Genomic DNA, 21697 nt, shown 5'->3' on the forward strand with positions numbered 1-21697 from the left:
CGGCCGGCGGTTGGTGGTGGTGTCCGCAGCGAAAACCCCCGCCGTGGCGGGGGTTTTCACTCAGCGGGTCGGAGTGGAGCCGTTCGGTTGCTGGGGACCGGGGCCGGGGCTTTGCCAGCCCCACATCGTTTCGGTTCCGTGCTCCACCTGCGGCGCCACCCCGTCGCTGTAGGGCTCGATCTGCAGCAGCCGTCCCCAGGACCTACCGGATTGGTCGCCCTCCAGGTAGCTCGGCACCTCGGGCTGGGCGGCCAGCTCTTCGATCCACCCGTTCGGCCCGCCGCCGATGTTGTCCGCCACCCCGGCCTCCGCCGCGAGGTCACCCGCGGTGATCCGGTACGCCGGGATCTGCGAGATGCCGTCGTGCGAGGCGACCGGGTTCATGCACGGGTAGACGAACGCCGCGGGCCAGTCCATGTAGACCGGCGCGCTGCCGACCCGCTGGGTCAGCGTGGTGAACGTCGGCACGCGGGGGGCGCTCACCGCGACCCAGCCGTCGGCCGTGATGTCGTCGTCCTTGACCACCACGCGCACCCGGTTCACGTCCGCGGGCAGGTTGCCGATGTCGACGCGCTCGTCGGCCCACTTCGTCTCGTCCGCGGACGCCCCGGTGCCCACGTTCGGGGCCAGCACGGTCGTCGACTTGACCACCTCGACCCCCGCGGGGGTGTCGCGGCCGAACTCCAGCGCCACGCTCGTCGCCTTGCCCGGCGGCGCGGCGGCGGCGATCGTCACCTGCGCACCCGCGTGCTGGTCGGGCAGCCCGTACCAGTCCGTGCGCAGCCGTCCGGTCGCCGAGCCCTCGTGGTAGCTGCTCCACATCGGCACCGTGGCGGTGGTGAACCCGTGCGGCGGCGAGTTCAGCGGGTCGCTGTCGCCGGCGCTGTCGGTGTGGAACCCGCTCGACGTCTTCTCGTTGCCCTCGTCCGCGGGCAGCGGCAGCGCCGGGTTCTCCGGCTGCGTCGCCGACGGAACCGTGACCGCGGACACCGGTTTGAGCATGCTCGACACCGGATCCTGCTCCACCATCACGTGGTCGGACAGGTTGCAGCTCGACCCGAACAGGTGCTGCACGTTCGCCGCGGCGAGGCTGTAGCTGCCCGTCGACATCTGCTTCTGGATCGACTTCGCCATGCTGGCGACCTCGAACACCACGACCGCGCCGCACACCACGACCAGCGACACGGCGCCCAGCCGCAGCCCGCGGCCACGCCGCTCCTGCACCGGCGGCGGCGCGCCCGGCCGCTGAGCCCGCACGTTCTCCACGAACGCGAACACGGCCGCCACCAGCGCGGCGATCAGCAGCGCCGTGGACAGGTGGTAGCCCTTGATCGACGGGGCCTTGTCCCACCACGGCACACCGAGGCTGGACACGAACCAGTACGCGTTCGGGCCCGTCGCCGCCAGCGCGGCCACCACCAGCAGACCGGCGGTGAACGCCGCGCGGTTGCGCCGCGAGCGCAGCACCGTCGAACTCGTCGCCAGAGCGGTCAACGCCGCCATCGCCGCGCCCACACCGGCGAACGCGCCGAAGTGGTGCGTCCACTTCGTCGGGGTCAGGGCCAGCAGCAGGAAGAACAGCGCCACCGTGCCGATCAGCCGTCGCGAGGGGCCGAGCGCGGCGCCCTGGATGCGGCCGCGGCGCAGCAGCACCACCAGGCAGGTGCCGGTGCACAGGATCAGCAGCAGCACCGGGAACCGGCGGGTCAGCGCGCCGTCGGCGCTGTTCTCGAACAGCAGCTCGTAGCGGGACAGCTCCTCGTACCACGACTTGTTCGGGCCGACCAGGCCGCGCAGGCGGGTCGCCTCCATGACCGTGGCGAAGGTCTGGTCGGCGAACACGACGATCAGCACGATGAACCCGGCCGCGGCGATCGGCGCCAGCACCGTCAGCCACCCCGACTCGCGGGCGCGGCTGCGCAGCAGGTGGAACAGCGGCCGCGCGGCGACCAGGAACGGCGCCACCGCGATCAGCGCCGTCGGCGTGGCGGCCAGCGCGAACGCGGCCCCGATCAGGCCCAGGCACAGCGGCAGCAGCCGCCGCGTGACCAGCGCCCGTTCCACCGCGCACAGCGCGATCAGCGAACCCAGCGCGGCCCACGGCTCGGGGCGGACACCGTTGTTGAACGGCAGCCACCACACCAGGAACACCACCGCCGCGGCCCAGCCCGCGGCCCGGCTGATCCGGACCTCCTTGCCCAGCCGGGGCAGCACCTCACGGCTGATCAGCAGCCAGCTCAGCACGCCGAGCAGGAACGACGGCAGCCGGATCCACGGCGGCACCGTGGACACCGTGGCCATCAGCTCGTAGATGTGGTCGTTCCACCCGAACGGCGCCTCGGCCACGCCGAACCACCGGTGGTAGTTGGTCAGGTACCCGACCTGGTCGGCGACTCTGGCCATGGTGAGGATGTAGCCGTCGTCCGAGGTCACCGGCCCGATGAACACCCACGCGCCGAGCACGCCGAAGACGGTCACGTCCCGCTTGGTGAGCTTCCACCAGCCGATCGGCGCCCACCGCGGCGCCCGGCGCGCGGCACCGGCGTCCAGCCGGTTGACCGCGATCAGGCAGCCGAGCAGCGACAGCACGCCGAACACCCCGACGGCGACCTTCAGACCGGTGGGCGAGGACTGGTAGCGGGTGTCCGGGGTGATGCCGACGGACAGGCCCGCGATCGGGTCGCGCGAGGACGAGATGTCGGTGTAGATGCCCAGCACGCGCGGCCGGACGTCACCGCCGGAGTCGTAGACCGGGGTGCCGGCGACCGACAGGGTGGTGTGCGTCGCGGTCGAACTCACCCGGAGGTCGCAGCCGGTGGCGGGCAGCGGCTGGCGCGCGACCTGCTGGCCCCGGCTGGTGGCGGTGAGCACGCCGTTCTCGACGTTCAGCTGCATCCCGGCGCCGTTGCCCGCGCGGGCCGGCGGCACGGTGGAGAACACCAGGCCGGCGCCGGCGCTGCGCGCGTCGAGCGACTGGACGGTCGCGCACGGGACGTCGACCTCCAGGTCCTGCGCCCAGTACCCGACCAGCGGGGCGTTCACGGAGCGGGTGTCGCTGCCGGCGGGCCACACGATCTTCGCCGTGTCCTGCACGACCGGCAGCAGCGGGAACGCGACCGCGCAGGCGGCCGCGAGCAGACCCAGAACGACGGCGAGCAGCCGCCACAAGAACGTGCGCGGTCGGCCCGAGGAGGTGCTCTCCGACGTGCCCGGCTGGTCCGGGCCGGTCACCTCATCCGGCGCGACAGTAGGTGTCCTGCTGGCCATCCACATTGGGAGAACGCTATCGCGGTGCTTCGTCGCGCTCGCTCGGGGATGGGGGTGTCCGGAAACGTTCGCGGTGGGTCGCCGCGGCGAGCGGGCGGCGATTTCGCCAGCCGTGGCGTTCGAGGTCCGGAATGTCCTGCAACCGGCTCACCGGTCCGACGCACAGCCACGCGACGGGCCGGACACCGGCCGGGATCCCGAGGAGGTCGCGCAGGAACTCCTCGCGGTAGAAGCTGACCCAGCCCACGCCCAGCCCCTCCGCGGTGGCGGCCAGCCACAGGTTCTGGATCGCCAGGCACACCGAGTACAGGCCCGCGTCGGCGATCGCGTGCCGTCCCAGCACGTCCGGCGCGCCGCGGCCCTCGTCGTAGGTCACCACGATGCCGAGGGAGGACGACAGGATGCCCTCGATCTTGATCGGCGCGAAGGTCGCGCGGCGTTCCTCGGACAGCGACGCGGCGAACACCTCGCGCTCGGCGAGCACGTGGTCGCGGAACGCGGTGCGCGTCCGGGTGCTTTCCACGAGCACGAAATCCCACGGCTGGGTGAGGCCGACGCTCGGCGCGGAGTGCGCGGCCCCGAGCACGCGGGCGAGGACGTCGTCGTCGATGGGCTCCCCGGTGAACTCCGCGCGCACGTCCCGGCGTCGCCGCAGGACCTCGTAGAACTCTTCGCTCATGGCTCCAGGATCGCCCACACCCAGTCCAGCGCCGCGCCGACGTCGGCCACGGTGTGAGCCGGCGGACGCGGCGGGCGGCGCACGACGACCACCGGCACGCCCCGCCGCCGGGCGGCGGTGAGTTTCGCGGTGGTCATGTCCCCGCCGCTGTCCTTGGTGACGAGTACGTCGATGCGGTGATCGCGCAGCAGCGCCGTTTCCCCCTCGACGGTGTACGGGCCGCGGTCGAGCAGGACCTCCAGGCGCGGTGGCAGCGGCGGCTCCGGCGGGTCGACGCAGCGGGCCAGGAACCACGGCCGGGTGCAGCGCGCGAAGGCGGACAGGCCCTGCCGGCCGCTGGTGAGGAAGATCCGGTCGCCGAGGGTGTCCACGAGCGCGGCGGCCTCGTCGAGGGTGTCGACCCAGTGCCAGTCGTCGCCGGGGCCCTGACGCCAGCCGGGTCGTTGCAGCCGGAGCAGGGGGGTGCCGGTCGTGCGGGCGGCTTCGGCCGCCGAGGCGCCGATGCGTTCGGCGAACGGGTGTGTGGCGTCCACCACGGCGAGGGTGCCGTGCTCGGTGAGCCAGCGGGCCAGCCCGTCCGGGCCGCCGAAGCCGCCGATCCGCACCTCGCCGACGGGCAGGCGCGGGTTGGCGACCCGTCCGGCCAGCGAGGACGTGACCGCGACACCGCGGGCCACGAGCCCGGCGGCGAGCGCGCGGGCCTCGCCGGTGCCTCCGAGCACGAGTACTTGCGTCACGCCAGCCATACTGCCTGGTGATGAGGTACGGGTGGACCACCGGAGCGTGTGCGACCGCGGCCACGACGGCCGCGTACACGGCGCTGCTCACCGGCGAGTTCCCCGATCCGGTCGAGGTGCACCTGCCGCAGGGCCGCCGACCCGCGTTCGCGCTGGCCACCGAGCGGCTGGACGCCGGTTCGGCCACAGCCGGGGTGATCAAGGACGCCGGGGACGATCCGGACGTGACGCACGGCGCCCTGATCCTGTCGACGGTCAGCCGGGGTGAGCCGGGGAGCGGGGTGGCGTTCCGGGCGGGCGCCGGGGTCGGCACGGTGACGTTGCCCGGATTGCCGCTGCCGGTGGGGGAGCCGGCGATCAACCCGGTGCCGCGGAGGTTGATGACCGAGGCGGTGCAGCGGGTCGCCGCCGAGTTCGGCGACGCCGGTGACGTCGTGGTGGAGATCTCGGTTCCCGAGGGCGAGGAGCTGGCGCGGCGGACGTGGAACCCGCGGCTGGGCATCGTCGGCGGGCTGTCCATCCTGGGCACGACCGGTGTGGTGGTGCCGTATTCGTGCTCGGCGTGGATCGACAGCATCCGGCGCGGGGTCGACGTGGCGCGGGCGCTGGGACACGCGCACGTGGCGGGCGCGACCGGGAGCACGTCGGAGCGCGTGGTGGCCGAGCGGTACGGGCTGCCCGAGACGGCGTTGCTGGACATGGGCGACTTCGCGGGCGCGGTGCTGAAGTACGTGAAGCGCCACCCGGTGCCGCGGCTGACGATCGCGGGCGGGTTCGCGAAGATGTCGAAGCTCGCGGCCGGGCACCTGGACCTGCACTCGAAGCGCTCGCAGGTGGATCTGGCCCTGCTCGCGTCGCTGGCTCCGGGTGAGCTGGCGGCACAGATCCGGGAGGCGAACACGGCGCTGCACGCGCTGCAGCTGTCGCAGGCCGCGGGGTTCCCGATCGGCGACGCGGTGGCCGGCCGGGCCCGGTCGTTCGCGGCGTCGGTCGTGGACCCGGCGCCGGTCGCGGTGGACGTGCTGGTGATCGACCGCGCGGGAACCGTGGTCGGCGTCAGCGGGGCCTGAGTTTCGCCGAGCGGTCCCGCGCCGCCGAGTACAGGTAGCTGTCCGGGAAGTTGCCCGCCGCGAGGACGCGCCCGACGAAGATCACCGCCGCGCGGTCGATTCCGGCGGCCCGCACGTCCTCGGCGATACCGGACAGGACGCCGCGCAGGATGTGCTGTCCCGGCTGGCTCGCGCGGTGCACCACGGCCACCGGGCAGTCCGCGCCGTAGTGCGGGAGCAGTTCGGCGACCACCTGCTCGATCCGGTTGATCGCCAGGTGCACCGCCAGCGTCGTGCCGCTCGCCGCGAAGGTGGCCAGCGTTTCGCCGGGCGGCATGGCCGTCGAGCGCGCCTGGACGCGCGTGATGACCAGGCTCTGCCCGACCGTCGGCACCGTCAGCTCGCGTCCCAGCTCCGCGGCCGCCGCCGCGAAGGCCGGCACCCCGGGCACCACCTGGTAGGCCACGCCCGCCGCGTCCAGCCGGCGCATCTGCTCGGCCACCGCGCTGTAGATCGACGGGTCACCCGAGCACAGGCGGGCGACGTCGTGCCCCGCCCGGTCCGCGGCGACCAGCTCGCCGACGATCCGGTCCAGCGACAGGTCCGCGGTGTCGATCTTGCGCGCGTCGGCGGGGCAGTGGGCGAGCAGGTCGGGCGGGGTGAGGCTGCCCGGGTAGAGGCACACCGCGCAGCGCGCGAGCAGGTCGCGCCCGCGCACGGTGATGAGGTCCGCCGCGCCGGGGCCGGCACCGATGAAGAACACCGTCATTTCACGAAACTCCATTGCGTCACGGTCCGGGCCGGCGTCCAGCCGGTGAACCCGCCGAGGGGGGCGGCGTGCTCGACGGCGATCCGGACGAGCTCGCCGCCGTGCCGCCGGTACGCCGTCGCCAGCGCCTGTTCCGATTCGAGCGTCACGGCGTGCGCGACGAGCCGCCCGCCGGACCGCAACGCCTCCAGGCACACGTCCAGCGCGCCCAGGCCGCCGCCGGCGAACACCGCGTCGGGCGTGGGCAGGTCTGCCAGCGCGCCGGGCGCGGCGCCCGTCACCACCCGCAGTTCGGGCACCCCCAGGCGGTCGGCGTTGCGCCGGATCCGCGCCGCCCGTTCGGCACTGCGCTCGACGGCGATCGCCCGGTTCGCCGGGTGCGCCCGCGACCACTCGATCCCGACGCTCCCCGCTCCCGCGCCGACGTCCCACAACAGCTCGCCCGCCACCGGCGCCAGCCGGGCCAGCGCGGACGCCCGCAGGTCGCGCTTGGTGATCTGACCGTCGTGCTCGAAGGCGTCGTCCGGCAGCCCGGGCAGCGTCGGCAACGACGGCCCCGCGCACTCGACCGCGACGACGTTCAACGGGTCGCCGGCCGGGTGTGACCACTCTCGCGCTCGCCCCTCCACCCGGCGTTCGGCCGGGCTCCCGAGCTGCTCCAGCACCGTGAGCTTGCTCTCGCCGAAACCCCTGGCCGCCAGTACGGCGGCCAGTTGCGCGGGGGTGTCCCCGTCAGAGCTGAGCACCACCAGCCGCGCCCCCGGCGCGAGCGCCCGGCTCACCCGGTGCACGCTGCGCCCGACGACGCTGACCACCTCGGTCTCCTCCGCGGACCAGCCCATCCGCGCCCGCGCGAGCGCGACCGACGACACCGCGGGCACGATCCGCACCTGGTCCGCGCCCAAGCGCCGGACCAGCGTCGTCCCGATCCCGGACAGCAGCGGATCCCCGCTGGCCAGCACGACGATCCGGCGACCGCCGTGCTCGGCGAACAGGTCGTCCAGTGCGGGCAGCAGCGGGCTCGGCCAGGGCACCTTGGGCACGTCCACCGGCACCAGCGCGAGCTGGCGGCGGCCACCGAAGAGCACCTCGGCCGCCGCGATCTCGGCGCGCGCGGACTCGGCCAGCCCGGCCCAGCCGTCGGCCGGAACACCCACAACGACGATCCTCACGGGGCTGACCGTATGCGATGATCCGGGGGACGGTTGTGCGAGGAACCCGGTGCGACTCCGGGGCGGTCCCGCCACTGTGACCGGCCCGCGGGCCGGGAGCCAGAGCTTCGGCGGCCGTTACGTGCCCCGGCACGTGCCCTGTTCAGGCGGGCGAGGACACCCGCGCGTGGCGAAGGAGTTCGCTTGAGGCCGTTTCCGTTCACCGCCGTCGTCGGGATGCCGGACCTCCGGCTCGGACTGGTGCTCTCGGCGATCTCCCCGGCCATCGGTGGCGTGCTGGTGCGCGGCGAGAAGGGCACCGCGAAGTCGACGATGGTGCGCGCCCTGGCGGGCCTGCTGCCCGAGGTCGACGTCGTCGAGCGCTGCCGGTTCTCCTGTGACCCCGCCGCCCCGGATCCGGACTGCCCGGACGCGCCGCACGACGGTTCCGCCGTGCGCCGCCCCGCCCGGCTCGTCGAGCTGCCGGTCGGCGCCGCGGAGGACCGGGTGATCGGTTCGCTCAACCTGGAACGCGCGCTCACCGAGGGCGTCACCGACTTCCAGCCCGGGTTGCTCGCCGCCGCGCACCGCGGCCTGCTCTACGTCGACGAGGTCAACCTGCTGCACGACCACCTGGTCGACACGCTGCTCGACGCGGCGGCGATGGGCCGCGCGACGGTCGAGCGCGAGGGCGTGTCGGTGTCGCACGCGGCGCGGTTCGTGCTGATCGGGACCATGAACCCGGAGGAGGGCGAGCTGCGGCCGCAGCTGCTCGACCGGTTCGGGCTCACCGTCGAGGTCGCCGCGAGCCGTGATCCGGAACAGCGCGCCGAGGTGATCCGCCGCCGCCTGGCCTACGAGGCCGATCCCGACTCCTTCGCCGCCCGCTACGCCGACGACGACGCCCAGCTCGCGGCCGAGATCGCCGCGGCGCAGAAGCTCCTGCCCTCGGTCGCGCTGACCGACGAGGCGTTGCGCCGGATCGCCGAGGTGTGCGCCGCCTTCGAAGTGGACGGGATGCGCGCGGACATCGTCACCGCCCGTACGGCCGTCGCCCACGCCGCGTGGAGCGGGCGCACCGAAGTGTCCACTGAGGACATCCGGGTCGCCGCGCGGCTGGCGTTGCCGCACCGGCGGCGCCGCAACCCGTTCGACGCCCCCGGCATCGACGAAGAGCAGCTGGAGCAGGCCCTGCGCGACGCCGAGCCGCCGGAGGACCCCGGCCCGCCGGACGACGACGGGCCCGGCTCGGGCTCCGAAGCCCCCGCCGACACCCCGCAGGGGCAGCAGCCCGGCGCCGGTGGCGAACCGGGCGGCGGCGGGAGCGAGCAGCAGTCCGTCGGCGCCGGAAAGCCGTACCGGGCAAGGATGTTCAGCGTCGCCGGGATCGGCGAAGGCGCGCACGGCAAGCGGTCGCGCGCGGTGACCGACGCCGGGCGCACGATCGGCGTCCGGCCGCCCGGCACGCGCGAGGGACGGCCGCACCTGGTCGCGACCGTGCGGGCGGCGGCACCCCACCAGCGCTCACGGGGGCGCGACGGCGCCGGGCTCGTGCTGCGGCCCGGCGATCTGCGGTTCGCGTTGCGCGAGGGCCGCGAGGGCAACCTCGTGCTGTTCTGCGTCGACGCGTCCGGCTCGATGGGCGCGAAGTCGCGGATGCGCGAGGTGAAGGCCGCGGTGCTGTCCCTGCTGCTGGACGCCTACCAGCGGCGGGACAAGGTCGGCCTGGTGACGTTCCGCGCCGGTACGGCCGAACTGGCGCTGCCGCCGACGATCAGCGTGGAAGCCGCTGCCGCGCGGCTGGAAGCGCTGCCGACCGGCGGGCGGACTCCGCTCGCGGAAGGGCTGCTGGAGGCCGCGCGCGTGCTGCGGGTCGAGGCCGTGCGCGATCCGCGCCGCCGTCCGCTGCTGGTCGTCGTGACGGACGGGCGCGCCACCAGCGGCGCGGACGCGGTCGCGCGCTCGCAGCAGGCAGCCGAGATGCTGGCCGGCGCGGGCATCGCGTCCGTGGTGATGGACTGCGAGACCGGGCGCATGCGGCTCGGTCTCGCCGCGGAGCTGGCCGCGCGGCTGGGCGGCGAGCACGTGCCGCTCGGTGAGGTCGCGGCGGACACGCTGGCCACCGAGGTGCGCAGGAGGGCTGCCTGATGCCACAGGGAAAACCGCTGGTGGTGCCGGACGACGGGCTCACCACCCGCCAGCGCCGCAACCGTCCGCTGCTCGCCGTGCACACCGGTGAGATGAAGGGCAAGTCCACCGCCGCGTTCGGGATGGCGCTGCGCGCGTGGAACCAGGGCTGGTCGATCGGCGTGTTCCAGTTCGTCAAGTCGGCGAAGTGGAAGGTGGGCGAGGAGAACGCGTTCCGCGCGCTCGGCGCCCTGCACGAGAGCAGCGGCCAGGGCGGGCCGGTCGAGTGGCACAAGATGGGCGAGGGCTGGAGCTGGTCGCGCAAGCAGGGGTCGGAGTCCGACCACGCGGCCAACGCGCGCGAGGGCTGGGCGGAGATCAAGCGCCGCCTCGCCGAGGAACGCCACGACTTCTACGTGCTCGACGAGTTCACCTACCCGCTGCACTGGGGCTGGATCGACACCGCCGAGGTCGTGTCCGCGTTGCGGGACCGGCCGGGCCGCCAGCACGTGGTGATCACCGGCCGGAACGCGCCGGCGGAACTGATCGAGGCGGCCGACCTGGTGACCCGCATGACCAAGGTCAAGCACCCGATGGACACCGGGCAAAAGGGCCAGCGGGGCATCGAATGGTAGCCCGCGTCGTCATCGCCGCCCCGGCTTCGGGACACGGCAAGACGACCATCGCGACCGGGCTGATGGCGGCGCTGCGGGCGCGCGGGCTGACGGTGTCCGGGCACAAGGTCGGGCCGGACTTCATCGACCCGGGCTACCACGCGCTGGCCACCGGGCGGCCGCCGCGGAACCTGGATCCGTTCCTGCAGGGGGAATCGCTGCTCGCGCCGCTGCTTCGGCACGGCGCGGCGGGGGCGGACCTCGCGGTGATCGAAGGCGTGATGGGCCTGTTCGACGGGCAGCTCGGCACCGAGGGGTACGCGTCGACCGCGCACGTCGCCCGGCTGCTGAGCGCACCGGTGGTGCTCGTGGTGGACGCGAGCGCGGCGAGCCGCAGCGTCGCGGCGACGGTGCTCGGGTTCGCGCGGTACGAGCCCGGCGTGGAGATCGCGGGCGTGATCCTGAACAAGCTGGGCTCGCCGCGGCACGAGGAGGAGATCCGCGCGGCGATGGAGCGGACCGGGATCCCGGTTCTCGGCGCGCTGACCCGCAGCGACGACATCCACGCCCCGAGCCGTCACCTCGGTCTGATCCCGGCGGCCGAGCGCGACGCCGAGTCGCGGGAACTGCTGCCGAAGCTGGCCGGCTGGGTCTCCGGTGGCGTGGACCTGGACGCGGTCGTGCGGGTGGCGCGGTCGGCTCCGCCGTTGACGGCGCCGGCGTGGGAGCCCGAGGGGGCGTCTCCGGGACCGCGCCGCGTGGTCGCGGCGGCCGCGGGCCCGGCGTTCACCTTCCGCTACACCGAGACCGCCGAGCTGCTGGCGGCGTCCGGGGTGGACGTCGTCGACCTGGATCCGTTGCACGACAAGGCGTTGCCCGAGGGGTGCGCCGGGCTGTACTTCGGGGGCGGGTTCCCGGAGGTGCACGTCGAGGACCTGTCGGCGAACGTGCCGTTGCGGGAGGAACTGGCGGCGGCGATCCGGCGCGGCATGCCGGTGGTGGCCGAGTGCGCCGGGTTGCTGTACCTGTGCCGGGAGCTGGACGGTCTGCCGATGGTCGGCGCGCTCGATGCCACCGCGGCCATGACCCGGCGCGGCGCGCTCGGGTACCGGACGGCGACCGCGCCGGGGGCGAACCTGGTGGCCGTGGCCGGGCAGCAGGTCACCGGGCACGAGTTCCACCGGACGCAGGTGACGCCCCGCGCGGGTTCGCCGGCGGCCTGGACCTGGGACGGCGCGGGGGAGGGCTTCGCGTCGCCGACGTTGCACGCGTCCTACCTGCACGTCCACTGGGCCGGGCATCCCGCGCTGGCGCGCCGGTTCGCGGCGGCGGTGCACGCGCATGGCTGACTACGACCTGCACCACCACGGCGACCGCGAGGTCGGGGACGGGCTGGTGGACCTGGCGGTCAACGTCCGGCTGCCGGCGCCGCCGGAGTGGTTGCACGCGGAACTCGCCGCCGCGCTGGACGACCTGGCGGCGTACCCCTCCGCGGTCGCGGCGACGGAGGCGGTCGCGGCGCGGCACGGCCGGGACGTGCCGGACGTGCTGGTGACGGCGGGGGCGGCGGAGGCGTTCACCCTGCTGGCGACGGCGTTGCGGCCCCGTCGCGCGGTGGTCGTGCACCCGCAGTTCACCGAACCCGAGGCGGCCCTGCGCGCCGCGGGCCACGCCGTCGGCCGGGTGATCCTGTCCTCTTCGGACGGTTTCGTGCTGCGGCCGGTGCCCGAGGACGCGGACCTGGTGTTCGTCGGCAACCCCACGAACCCGACGTCCGTGCTGCATCCGGCTTCCGCGGTGCGGGAGCTGGTGCGGCCGGGCCGGATCGTGGTGGTCGACGAGGCGTTCCTCGACGCGGTCCCCGGGGAGCCGGAAAGCCTGGCGGGAGAACGGATCCCCGGTGTGGTGGTCGTCCGGAGCCTGACGAAGACGTGGGGCATCGCGGGTCTGCGCGCGGGGTACGTGCTGGCGCCGCCGGAGATCGTGGCGGTGCTGAAGGCCGTGCAGCCGCCGTGGTCGGTGTCGACGCTCGCCGCGCGAGCCGTCGTGGCGTGCAGCCGGCCGTCCGCGCTGGACGAGGCGGACAAGCTGGCGGTACGCGCGGACCACGACCGCGAGTACCTGGTGAACGGGCTGCGTTCCCTCGGGATCGAGGTGGCGGGACAGCCCCGCGGCCCGTTCGTGCTGGTGCGGATCCCGGGCGCGGCAGCCTTGCGCCTCCGGCTGCGCGACGCGGGTTACGCGGTGCGAAGGGGCGACACGTTCCCCGGCCTGGACGGCGACTGGCTGCGCATCGCCGTCCGCGACCCCTCGGTCACCGATGGGTTCCTCGAGGCAGTGCGGCGTCTGCGCTGACGATGCCGATCCGGCCGGGAAAAGCGGCCGCCGCGGGCGTGGGCCCGGACCGGCTCCAGATCGCGTACTCGACGCGGGCCGGCGCACCGGTCACCTCGAAGGCGACGTCCCGGCCGTGCCCGCCGGCAGGTCCACGAACACCTCCGACGCGGCGACCTCGGCGGCGCGTTCGGCGGCGTGCAGGCACTGCCGGGCGACCGGCAGGAACGCCCCTCCGGGCCGGTGTCAGCCGCACCCGGCGGCTGGTGCGTTCCAGGCGGGCGATCTGCTGGCCGAGCGCGGACTGGACGACCAGGCACGCGGATCAATCATTTCTCGTCATCGATCGCATCACGAAGATGCGTTGGACTCATTGATCGTGGCGGGCCAGGCTTCGAAGCATGGTCACACAGGAAGTCCGCGCGCCCTCGGCACTGAGAGCGTGGTCCGGCGTCGCCGCGATCACCGCGAGTCTGTTCGTCTTCCTCACGACCGAGCTGATGCCCGTCGGCCTGCTCACCCCGTTGAGCACCAGCCTCGGTGTCACGGTGGGCGTGGCGGGGCTGATGGTCACCCTGCAGGGCGTGTCGGCAGGTCTGGGCGTGCCGTTCATCGTCGCGTGGACGCGGCGGGTCGACCGGCGGGTCCTGCTGTCGGTGCTGCTGGCGGTACTGGCCCTGGGGAACCTGGTCACCGCGATCTCGCCCAGCTACGCGCTGATCCTGGCGACGCGGCTCGTGATGGGGTTCGCCAGCGGGGTGTTCTGGGCGATCGGCGTGAGCACGGCGATGCGCATCGCGCCGGAACGGCACGCGAGCAGGGCGGCCGCGGTGGTGATGTCCGGCATCTCGATCGCGACCGTCGTCGGCATCCCGCTGGGCACGGTGGTGGACAGCCTGACCGACTGGCGGACGACGTTCCTCATCTGGGCCGGCCTCAGCGTGCTGGTGTTCCTCGCGGTCGCCGCGCTGGTCCCGTCGCTGCCGTCGGTGAACGCGGTCGCGGTCCGGGAGGTCTTCGCGCTCCCGGTGCGGAACCCGGCACTGCGCCGCGTGTTGTTCACCGTCGTGCTGTTCGTGCTCGGCCACTTCGGCGCGTACACGTTCGTCCGGCCGTTCCTGGAGGACCGCGCCTCCGCGCCGCCGGTCTTCATCACCGTGGTCCTGATGATCTTCGGCGTGGGCGGGGCGGTGGGGAACTTCGTCGCGGGCTACACGGTGAACCGGAGCCTGCGGGGCAGCTTCCTCGCCGGGTGCGCGGGACTCGCGCTGTCCATGCTGGTGCTGCTCACCACCGTCGGCACGGCGGCGGGCGCGGTGGTGGCGATGGCCGCCTGGGGACTGTCCTTCGGCGTCGTGCAGCTGTGCCAGGTCAACCTGACGCTCGAAGCCGCCCCGGAGACCTTCGAAGCCGCGATGTCGCTGAACACGATGGCCTACAACACGTCCATCGCGCTCGGCGCGTTGTTCGGCGGGTTGTTCGCCGACCACCTGGGCGTCAGCAGCGTGGTCTGGTTCGGGGTGGCGTTGACGGTGGCTTCGCTGCTGCTCACGGCGGGCACCGGCCGCACCTCACGGCGCGAGCGCTAGCCACGCCGCGGTGGCGCCGAATTCCACGCACGCCCCCAGCACGTCGCCGGTGATGCCGCCCAGCCGGGCGGTGCAGCGCCACAGAACGAGGCCCGCCGCGGCAACCGCCGCCGCCACGACCAGCGGGCCGCGCCACCACGGCAGCCCGGGGACGAGCGTGGCCAGCCCGGCCGCGGCGCACAGCGTGAGGACGGTCCAGGGCAGGCGGATGCTGCCCGCGACCGCCGCGCCCAGGCCGTCCGGCCGGGCGGAGGGGACACCGCGCGTGCAGCACAACGCCAGCACCCACCGGCTGACCAGCACGCCGCCCACCGCCGCCGGGACGCCGTGCCCGCCGGAGATCGCGCCGGCCAGCGATCCAGTTTGGACGATGAGCACCAGCGCGAGCGTCGCGACGCCGGTCGGCCCGGAATCGCCACGGCGCATGATCTCCAGGGCGCGTGCCCGGTCGAACGAGGCGCCCAGGCCGTCGGCGGTGTCGGCGAGGCCGTCCAGGTGCAGCCCCCGGCTCGCGAGACCGACCGCGCCGACCGCGATGCCCGCGACCGCCAGTGCCGGCAACCCCAGGGCGTCCCCGGCCAGCACGACCAGCCCGGCGAGCACCGCGAGCGGCACCGCGGCCAGCGGCGCCAGCAGCATCGCCCCGGCCGCCACACTGCGGTCGATCACGCGCGGCGCGGGCACCGGCAACGCGGTCAGCGTGCCCAGCGCCATCCTGAGCGCGTCGATGGCCCGGTCAGGCAAGGTCGGCCAGCAGTCCCATGTCGGCGATGATCGCGCGGGCCGCGCGCAGCGTGGGGATCGCCTGGACGGCACCGCTGCCCTCGCCGAGCCGCAGGCCCAGGTCCACGATCGGCGTCAGCCCGAGCGCCTTCAACGCGAACGCCTGCGACGGCTCCGTCGAGCGGTGCCCGGCCAGCCACCACCGCACCGCCCCCGGCGCGATCTCCGCCGCCACCACCGCGGCGGCACCCGAGAACACGCCGTCCAGCAGCACCGGAACCCCGCGGGCCGCTCCCTGCACCAGGAATCCGGCCGTCGCCGCGGCGCACGCGCTGCCCAGCGCCGTCAGCAGTTCGAACGGGTCCGACACGCGCGAGCCGGCGCGCGACACCGCTGTCCGCACCACGTCGACCTTTCGCGACCGCCCGGCCTCGTCGACGCCCGTCCCGGTGCCGACGACCTCCTCGGCCGGCACGCCGAGCGCGGCCGCGACGAGCGCCGCCGCGACGGTCGTGTTCCCGATGCCCATGTCACCCGGGATGAGCAGGTCCGCGCCGCCGTCCACTTCCGCGTCGGCCACCGCCCGGCCCACCGCGAACGCACGCAGGGCCTCGCCCGGCGCCAGCGCGTCCTCGACGTCGATCGACCCCGAGCCGCGCCGGATCTTGTGCGCGACGACCTCCGGCGGCACACCCGCCAGGTCGTCGTCCACCGCGATGTCGAGCACGCGGACGTCCGCGCCGACCTCGCGGGCCAGCACGCTCACCCCGCTCTGGCCCGCCAGGAACACCCGCACCATCGCCGCGGTGACCTCCCGCGGGTAGGCGGACAGGCGGCTGACGCCGTGGTCGCCGGCGAAGACGACCACCCGGGGCCGGGTGATCGGCGGCGGCGGGACCTGGCCGGACGCGGCGGCGAGCCACGCCGCCAGCTCCTCCAGCCTGCCCAGGGCGCCGATCGGTTTGACCAGCGCGTCCAGCCGCTCCAGTGCGGCGGCGTGCGCGGCCGCGTCCGGTTCCGGGATGTCGATCCGTGTCACAGCCGGGCCCTTTCGCCGAGGTGCAGGATCCGCCCGGCCACCACCAGCTGCACGCTGTCGGCTTCGGCCGCGACGCGATCGTTGAGCGCCCCCAGCACATCACGGAACAGCCGCCCGGCGGTTGTCGCGGGCACCACACCCATCCCGACCTCGTTCGTCACCGCGACGATCGGCACGTGCGCTACCCGCCACGCGTCGAGGAACTCCTCCATCCGCTCGTCCAGCCGCAGCTCCCAGCCGTTCTTCGCGTCCCACGCGCCGACGTCGCCGAGCGCGCGCGTGACCCACGTGCCCAGGCAGTCGATCAGCAGCGGCCGCGACGCCTTGCGCACGGTGGTGGCGAGGTCACCGGTCTCGACCGTGCGCCAGTTCGCCGGTCTGCGCGACCGGTGCAGCGCGATCCGCGCCGCCCACTCGGGGTCGTCGCCGCTGGGCACCGGCCCCGGCGCGACGTAGACGACTTCGGGATGGCGGGCCATCAGACGCTCGGCGTGGCGCGATTTGCCCGAGCGGACCCCGCCCAGGACCAGCACCTTCGCCTCGTCGTCCCCGTACCGGCGGAGCAGCCGGGCGGCGGCCTCCAGAGAGGCGGCCAGCCGCTGGGTCAGCTTGGTCATACCCGGCATTCTCGTGCACGGGCTACCGTCCCGTGTGTGGTGTATGCAAGATCGTTGACCGCGCTCGGTCTCGCGGCCGGTTACGCACTGGACGCGGCGCTCGGTGATCCGCGGCGCGGGCACCCGGTCGCCCTGTTCGGGCGGGCCGCGAAGGCGCTGGAGCGGCGCGTGTGGGCCGACTCGCGCACCCGGGGTGCCGCGTACGCCGCGACCTGCGTCGGTGCCGCTGCGGGCCTCGGCGCGCTCGCCCAGGCGGCGGCCCGCCGCCCGGCCGCGCGGGTCGCGGTCACCGCACTGGCGACGTGGACCGTCCTCGGCGGACGGGGGCTCGCCGCGGAGGGCGAGGCGATGGCGGACCGGTTGGCGGCCGGGAACGTGCCCGCCGCGCGGCAGCGACTGGGGCACCTGTGCGGCCGGGACGCCTCCGGCCTCGACGAGAAGGGCCTGGCCAGGGCCGCCACCGAGTCGGTCGCCGAGAACACCAGCGACGCCGTCGTCGCGCCGCTGCTGTGGGGAGCCGTCGCCGGCGTGCCCGGGCTGCTCGGGTACCGGGCGCTCAACACGCTGGACGCGATGGTCGGCCACCGCACGCCCCGGTTCGAGCGGTTCGGCTGGGCGTCGGCGCGCGGGGACGACCTGGCGAACCTGCTGCCCGCCCGTGTCGGGGCGCTCGCCACGGCCGCGTGCGCGCGGGTCGTCGGGGGCCGCGCGGGCCGCTCGCTGCGGGTCTGGCGGCGCGACGCCGCGCAGCACCCGAGCCCGAACGCCGGGCAGATCGAAGCCGCGTTCGCCGGGGCGCTGGACGTCCGACTGGGCGGGGTGAACACCTACGGCGGCCGGACCGAGGACCGCGGCACGCTCGGTGACGGACCGGCTCCGGACGCGGCCGACCTGCGGCGGGCGGTGCGGTTGTCGCGGGCGGTCGGGCTGGCGGCGCTGGCGGTGGCCGTGGCGGTGGCGCGATGAGGGGACTGCTGGTCGCCGGGACCACTTCGGACGCCGGGAAGAGCCTGGTCACCGCCGGGATCTGCCGCTGGCTGGCGCGGCGCGGGCTGCGGGTGGCGCCGTTCAAGGCGCAGAACATGTCCAACAACTCGATGGTCTGCGCGGACGGCGCCGAGATCGGCCGCGCGCAGTGGCTGCAGGCGCGCGCGGCCGGGGTCGAGCCGGAGGCCGCGATGAACCCGGTCCTGCTCAAGCCGGGCAGCGACCGCCGCAGTCACGTGATCGCGCTCGGCAAGCCGTTCGGGACGCTGGAGGCCGGCGAGTTCGCCACCGGGCGGCGCGAGCTGGCGCGGATCGCGTTCGACGCCTTCGACGACCTGCGGAGCCGGTTCGACGTCGTGGTGTGCGAGGGCGCGGGCAGCCCGGCCGAGATCAACCTGCGGCAGGGCGACTACGTGAACATGGGGCTGGCGCGGCGGTTCGGGCTGCCGGTGGTCGTCGTCGGCGACATCGACCGCGGCGGGGTGCTGGCCGCGATGTACGGGACGGTCGCGTTGCTGGACCCCGCGGACCAGGCGCTGCTGGCCGGGTGGGTGGTGAACAAGTTCCGCGGTGACGAGTCGTTGCTGCGGCCCGGTCTGGACCGCATCGCGGAGCTCACGCACCGGCCGGTGCTCGGGGTGCTGCCGTGGCTGGACGGCGTGTGGATCGACTCGGAGGACGCGCTCGCGGCGGCCGGGTGGCGGCATTCCGGGGCCGTGACGGGCGGGCTGCGGGTGGCCGTGGTGCGGTTCCCGCGGGCGTCGAACGCGACCGATGTGGACGCGCTCGCCGCGGAGCCGGGCGTGTCGGTGACGCTGACCGCGGACGCGGACGCCGTGCGCGCGGCGGATGTCGTGGTGCTGCCCGGCACGCGGGCGACGGTGGACGACCTGCGCTGGTTGCGGGAGCGCGGACTGGCGGAGGCGCTGGAGGCGCGGGCCGCCGCGGGGCGGCCGGTGCTGGGGATCTGCGGCGGCTACCAGATGCTGGCGCGGACCATTGTGGACGACGTCGAGTCCGGCGCCGGGACGGTTCCCGGGCTCGGCCTGCTGCCGACGGTGGTGTCGTTCGCGGCGGAGAAGGTGCTGGGGCGGCCGGCCGCCCGGTGGCGCGGCCACGAGGTGGCGGCGTACGAGATCCACCACGGCAGCGCGTCCCTGGTGGCGGAACCGTTGTCCGGTGGCGGCGCGCAGGTGGAGCCGTTCCTGGACGGGTGGCGGCGGGGCGCGGTGTGGGGCACGACCTGGCACGGCGCCTTCGACAACGACGGCTTCCGGCGGGCCTGGCTGACGGAAGCGGCCGCACAGGCCGGGGTCCCGTGGACACCGGCCCCCGGCGCACCCGGTTTCGCCACCCTGCGCGAGTCGATGCTGGACCGCCTCACCGACGCGATCGAGGAGCGACTCGACACGGAGACGCTGCTAGGCCTCATCGAGCGCGGCGCGCCACCGGAGCTACCACCAGTGCGGTGACCCGCCCCGGTGTCAGTGGGCTGCCCGCGGGTGCGTTGCTGCACGGGTAGCCCATCTGCCCGCCGGGCTCCTGGTGTCAGTGGGCTGCCCGCGGGGTGCGTTGCCACGCGGGTGTCGCACCTGTCCACCGGGGCTTTTGGTGTCAGTGGACCGTTTGCGGGTGGGTGGCTGTGGCCGGTGGTGGGATTTTCTGCTGCGGCCTTCCCGCGGTGCCTGGCGTGCTCGTCGCCGGGTTTGCCGTTGCCGTGGGCGAGACCCCGCCGCGGGTGGGTTCCGCAGTCACGGCCCGCCGGGGTGCGTTGCCACGCGGGGCATCGCACTTGCCCACCGGGCTTTCGGTGTCAGTGGGCCGTTTGGGGGTGGGTGGCTGTTGCCGGTGTTGGGTTTTTCTGCTGCGGCCCTCCCGCGGTGCCTGGCGTGCTCGTCGCCGGGTTTGCCGTTGCGTGGGCGGGACCGCGCCGTGGGTGGGTTCCGCAGTCACGGCCCGCCGGGTGCGTTGCCACGCGGGCATCGCACCTGCCCACCGGGCCTCCGGTGTCAGTGGGCCGCTTGCGGGTGGGCGGCCGTGGCCGGTGTGGGGAGTGCCTTTCGCGCCAGGAGGGCGAACGTCACGGCCAGCACGGACCACACCACGACCTGCGTGCCGAGCGACGCGGTGCGGAAGTCCCACAGCGTGGTGGCCGGGAAGTCGTCCGGTACCTCGTTCACCGCGGGCATCAGCCAGGCCGTCACGCTCACCACCACCAGGTAGCCGAGGCATCCCGCGACACCGCCGGCCGCCGCGCCGTACCGGTCGGCCACTCGCCGTCCCGCGACGGCCGCCGCGATCGCGAACACCACCGACAGCGCGACGAATCCGAAGTAGAGCCCGGTCCGGTGGCCGATCGTGCCGGCCTGCCCCACCGCGGGCGGGTTCGCCGGGTACTTCAGGAACGGCACCAGCACCACGGTCACGAACGCCGCGCCCGTCAGCAGCGTGGCCGTCGGGCCGGGGCGCAGCGCACCGAGGCGCCCGTAGACCACCGCGAACGCGATGGCGAGCAGGCCACCGATCGCGATGCCGTACACACCCACCGCGGTGAGCAGCCCGATCGTGCTCTGCACCCCGCGGGACACGAGCTCCCCACCGTGGTCGTGCTCCCCGGCCGCGTGCGCGGCGGCCTCCTCGAGGCCGATCGCGGCGTCGACCGGGGGCTCACCGACCGCGTAGGCGAACACCGTGCCCAGGACAGCGGCGACCAGGCCCGCGAGCATCCCGCGGACCAGCAGCGCGCGCATCAGTGGCAGGGGAAGGCCAGCAGGTGCCGGCCGTCGTGGACGAATTCGTGGATGTAGGTGTTGTTCGCGAGCACCGCGAACGCGCCCTGTTCGGCGCTCACGAAGTAGAGCGCGATCAGCGCGAGGAGCCCGATGAAGAACGCCCACGGGGCGATCTCCCGCAACGGGATCCGGACGGGAACGGGCGCGGCAACCGCGACGGCCTGGGACATGAACGAAAACCTCCTCGGGCGTACGCGGCCCGGTCAGGGGTGGCGCGACGGCTCGGGTCTGACTCCCCGTCGTGGCGGGTCACAGTGGCGCGTCCGTGCGGGTTCTCACCGCGTTCCGAGTCCATCGCCTGGCCGTCCCAAGGTAAAGCACGGGTGAGAAGTTTTCAACGTGCTCAGACGAGCGTCACCCGCACGCCCTCCAATTCGAAGGCCGACACCAGGTCCGGCTCCGCGGCCGAGTCGGTGATCAGCATGTCGATGTCGAGCGTCGGGCAGATGCGCGCGAAGGCGTAGGCGCCGAGCTTCGAGCTGTCGGTGACCACGACGACCTTCTTGGCGCGGTGCGCGAGCAGCTTGTTCACCGCCGCCTCGGCCTCGTGGTTGGCGTAGGCGCCGCGGAGCGGGTCGACCGCGTCCACGCCGATGAAGGCGAGGTCGAGGCTGACCTCCTCGAGCATCATCCCGGCGAGGTGACCGGTGAGCTCGAACGACTGCGGCCGCGCCACGCCACCGGTGCTGACGAGCCGGATGCTCTGCCGCACGGTCAGCTCGTGCGCGATGTTCACCGCGTTCGTCACCACCGTGAGGGCCGGGGAACTGCCGCGGTCGTTGAATTCGGGACGGCTCGCGATCGCCCGGCTCACCTCGGTGGTGGTGGTGCCGCCGTTGCAGCCGATCACCATTCCGCGATCCACCAGCCGTGCCGCGGCTTCGGCGATGCGGCGCTTTTCCACGGTGTGCCGGGCGGCCCGATGGCGGCCGGGGAGATCGTAGGCGACATTGCCCGCGACGGCCCCGCCCCGCGTTCTGGTGAGCAATTGGCGGCTTGCCAAATGGTCGAGGTCGCGGCGGACCGTGGCGGGGGAGACGCTCAGTTTCTCCGCTGCCTGGTCGACATCGATCCGGCCCTGCTGGCCGATCATCTCCAGCAGGGTGTTGAGCCGCTCATGCCGGTCCACGCATCATTACTACTCGCTCCGGGACGCATTGTGAACCGGCTGCTCCCGGTGGATGCCCTGGCCGGAGCTGTTGGAATTTGACCGACAGGTGCCG

At 74.1% G+C, this 21697-nt stretch carries 19 protein-coding genes, 1 pseudogene and 1 riboswitch; of the genes and pseudogenes, 8 read left to right on the plus strand and 12 right to left on the minus strand.

Translation table 11 applies throughout. The features are described 5' to 3' along the window. Positions 1 to 60: 60 nt before the first annotated feature. The 3 genes from FB470_RS17840 to FB470_RS17850 are packed head-to-tail and all read right to left on the minus strand — an operon-like array spanning position 61 to position 4668. Positions 61 to 3267 carry an arabinosyltransferase domain-containing protein gene (locus tag FB470_RS17840; protein ID WP_370876678.1) on the minus strand — a complete coding sequence of 1069 codons (3207 nt, stop codon included), beginning with the start codon at positions 3265 to 3267 and terminating at the stop codon, positions 61 to 63. A gap of 16 nt (positions 3268 to 3283) precedes the next feature. Continuing rightward, entirely contained in the window at positions 3284 to 3946 is a 663-nt protein-coding gene (gene bluB, locus FB470_RS17845) for a 5,6-dimethylbenzimidazole synthase (RefSeq protein ID WP_306992975.1), read from the minus strand. Next, complete coding sequence (locus FB470_RS17850) at positions 3943 to 4668, minus strand: cobalt-precorrin-6A reductase (protein WP_370876679.1); 726 nt, start codon at positions 4666 to 4668, stop codon at positions 3943 to 3945. The genes bluB and FB470_RS17850 overlap by 4 nt, the downstream gene beginning before the upstream one ends. Positions 4669 to 4703: 35 nt before the next feature. Between FB470_RS17850 and FB470_RS17855 the strand changes: the two genes are divergently transcribed. Then, positions 4704 to 5753, plus strand: a complete 1050-nt coding sequence (locus tag FB470_RS17855; protein ID WP_306992977.1) for a cobalt-precorrin-5B (C(1))-methyltransferase — start codon at positions 4704 to 4706, stop codon at positions 5751 to 5753. On the opposite strand, the gene cobM is transcribed toward FB470_RS17855, so the two are convergent. Together cobM and cbiE are read right to left on the minus strand one after the other, a co-directional pair. Continuing rightward, on the minus strand, positions 5740 to 6501 hold the full coding sequence (cobM, locus tag FB470_RS17860; RefSeq protein ID WP_306999330.1) for a precorrin-4 C(11)-methyltransferase: 762 nt from the start codon (positions 6499 to 6501) through the stop codon (positions 5740 to 5742). The genes FB470_RS17855 and cobM overlap by 14 nt on opposite strands. Further along, a complete protein-coding gene (gene cbiE, locus FB470_RS17865; protein ID WP_306992979.1) occupies positions 6498 to 7673 on the minus strand; it encodes a precorrin-6y C5,15-methyltransferase (decarboxylating) subunit CbiE in 1176 nt (391 codons plus the stop codon). The genes cobM and cbiE overlap by 4 nt, the downstream gene beginning before the upstream one ends. Positions 7674 to 7714: 41 nt before the next feature. Then, a riboswitch (cobalamin riboswitch) is annotated at positions 7715 to 7774 on the plus strand. A gap of 82 nt (positions 7775 to 7856) precedes the next feature. Between cbiE and FB470_RS17870 the strand changes: the two genes are divergently transcribed. Genes FB470_RS17870 through cobC form a run of 4 tightly spaced genes read left to right on the plus strand, consistent with a single transcriptional unit; the run spans position 7857 to position 12748 of the window. After that, entirely contained in the window at positions 7857 to 9800 is a 1944-nt protein-coding gene (locus tag FB470_RS17870) for a putative cobaltochelatase (RefSeq protein WP_306992981.1), read from the plus strand. Next, positions 9800 to 10414 carry a cob(I)yrinic acid a,c-diamide adenosyltransferase gene (gene cobO, locus FB470_RS17875; protein WP_306992983.1) on the plus strand — a complete coding sequence of 205 codons (615 nt, stop codon included), beginning with the start codon at positions 9800 to 9802 and terminating at the stop codon, positions 10412 to 10414. Before FB470_RS17870 ends, cobO begins: the two co-directional genes overlap by 1 nt. Next, positions 10408 to 11742, plus strand: coding sequence for a cobyrinate a,c-diamide synthase (locus tag FB470_RS17880; RefSeq protein WP_306992985.1), 1335 nt, complete (start codon positions 10408 to 10410; stop codon positions 11740 to 11742). Before cobO ends, FB470_RS17880 begins: the two co-directional genes overlap by 7 nt. Then, on the plus strand, positions 11735 to 12748 hold the full coding sequence (gene cobC, locus FB470_RS17885; protein WP_306992987.1) for an Rv2231c family pyridoxal phosphate-dependent protein CobC: 1014 nt from the start codon (positions 11735 to 11737) through the stop codon (positions 12746 to 12748). Before FB470_RS17880 ends, cobC begins: the two co-directional genes overlap by 8 nt. Positions 12749 to 12892: 144 nt before the next feature. Here the strand turns inward: cobC and FB470_RS17890 are convergent. Beyond that, a pseudogene (locus FB470_RS17890) lies at positions 12893 to 13046 on the minus strand (LysR family transcriptional regulator); the annotation flags it as partial. Positions 13047 to 13128: 82 nt separating this feature from the next. On the opposite strand from FB470_RS17890, the gene FB470_RS17895 reads away from it, so the two are divergent. Further along, a complete protein-coding gene (locus FB470_RS17895; protein ID WP_306992989.1) occupies positions 13129 to 14316 on the plus strand; it encodes an MFS transporter in 1188 nt (395 codons plus the stop codon). Here FB470_RS17895 and FB470_RS17900 read toward each other — a convergent pair. Genes FB470_RS17900 through cobU form a run of 3 tightly spaced genes read right to left on the minus strand, consistent with a single transcriptional unit; the run spans position 14299 to position 16695 of the window. Continuing rightward, the gene (locus tag FB470_RS17900) at positions 14299 to 15030 is read right to left on the minus strand and encodes an adenosylcobinamide-GDP ribazoletransferase (protein ID WP_306999332.1); all 732 of its coding nucleotides are present in this window, start codon (positions 15028 to 15030) and stop codon (positions 14299 to 14301) included. The two genes, FB470_RS17895 and FB470_RS17900, sit on opposite strands and share 18 nt — an antisense overlap. Before the next feature lie 22 nt (positions 15031 to 15052). Further along, a complete protein-coding gene (cobT, locus tag FB470_RS17905) occupies positions 15053 to 16069 on the minus strand; it encodes a nicotinate-nucleotide--dimethylbenzimidazole phosphoribosyltransferase (RefSeq protein WP_370876680.1) in 1017 nt (338 codons plus the stop codon). Between the two features lie 5 nt (positions 16070 to 16074). After that, on the minus strand, positions 16075 to 16695 hold the full coding sequence (gene cobU, locus FB470_RS17910) for a bifunctional adenosylcobinamide kinase/adenosylcobinamide-phosphate guanylyltransferase (protein WP_306992992.1): 621 nt from the start codon (positions 16693 to 16695) through the stop codon (positions 16075 to 16077). A 36-nt stretch (positions 16696 to 16731) separates the two neighbouring features. Here cobU and FB470_RS17915 point away from each other — a divergent pair, with 36 nt between their 5' ends. Both FB470_RS17915 and FB470_RS17920 read left to right on the plus strand, forming a co-directional pair. Further along, positions 16732 to 17661, plus strand: a complete 930-nt coding sequence (locus FB470_RS17915) for a cobalamin biosynthesis protein (protein WP_306992995.1) — start codon at positions 16732 to 16734, stop codon at positions 17659 to 17661. Further along, positions 17658 to 19154, plus strand: coding sequence for a cobyric acid synthase (locus FB470_RS17920; protein WP_306992997.1), 1497 nt, complete (start codon positions 17658 to 17660; stop codon positions 19152 to 19154). Before FB470_RS17915 ends, FB470_RS17920 begins: the two co-directional genes overlap by 4 nt. Before the next feature lie 537 nt (positions 19155 to 19691). On the opposite strand, the gene FB470_RS17925 is transcribed toward FB470_RS17920, so the two are convergent. The 3 genes from FB470_RS17925 to FB470_RS17935 form a co-directional block, all read right to left on the minus strand. Further along, on the minus strand, positions 19692 to 20435 hold the full coding sequence (locus FB470_RS17925; RefSeq protein WP_306999334.1) for a CbtA family protein: 744 nt from the start codon (positions 20433 to 20435) through the stop codon (positions 19692 to 19694). Continuing rightward, complete coding sequence (locus FB470_RS17930) at positions 20432 to 20644, minus strand: CbtB-domain containing protein (RefSeq protein ID WP_306992999.1); 213 nt, start codon at positions 20642 to 20644, stop codon at positions 20432 to 20434. The genes FB470_RS17925 and FB470_RS17930 overlap by 4 nt, the downstream gene beginning before the upstream one ends. 173 nt (positions 20645 to 20817) lie before the next feature. Next, entirely contained in the window at positions 20818 to 21603 is a 786-nt protein-coding gene (locus FB470_RS17935) for a DeoR/GlpR family DNA-binding transcription regulator (RefSeq protein ID WP_306993001.1), read from the minus strand. Positions 21604 to 21697: the final 94 nt, after the last annotated feature.

This window comes from Amycolatopsis thermophila (genome assembly GCF_030814215.1).
GTDB classification, from domain to species: Bacteria; Actinomycetota; Actinomycetes; order Mycobacteriales; family Pseudonocardiaceae; genus Amycolatopsis_E; species Amycolatopsis_E thermophila.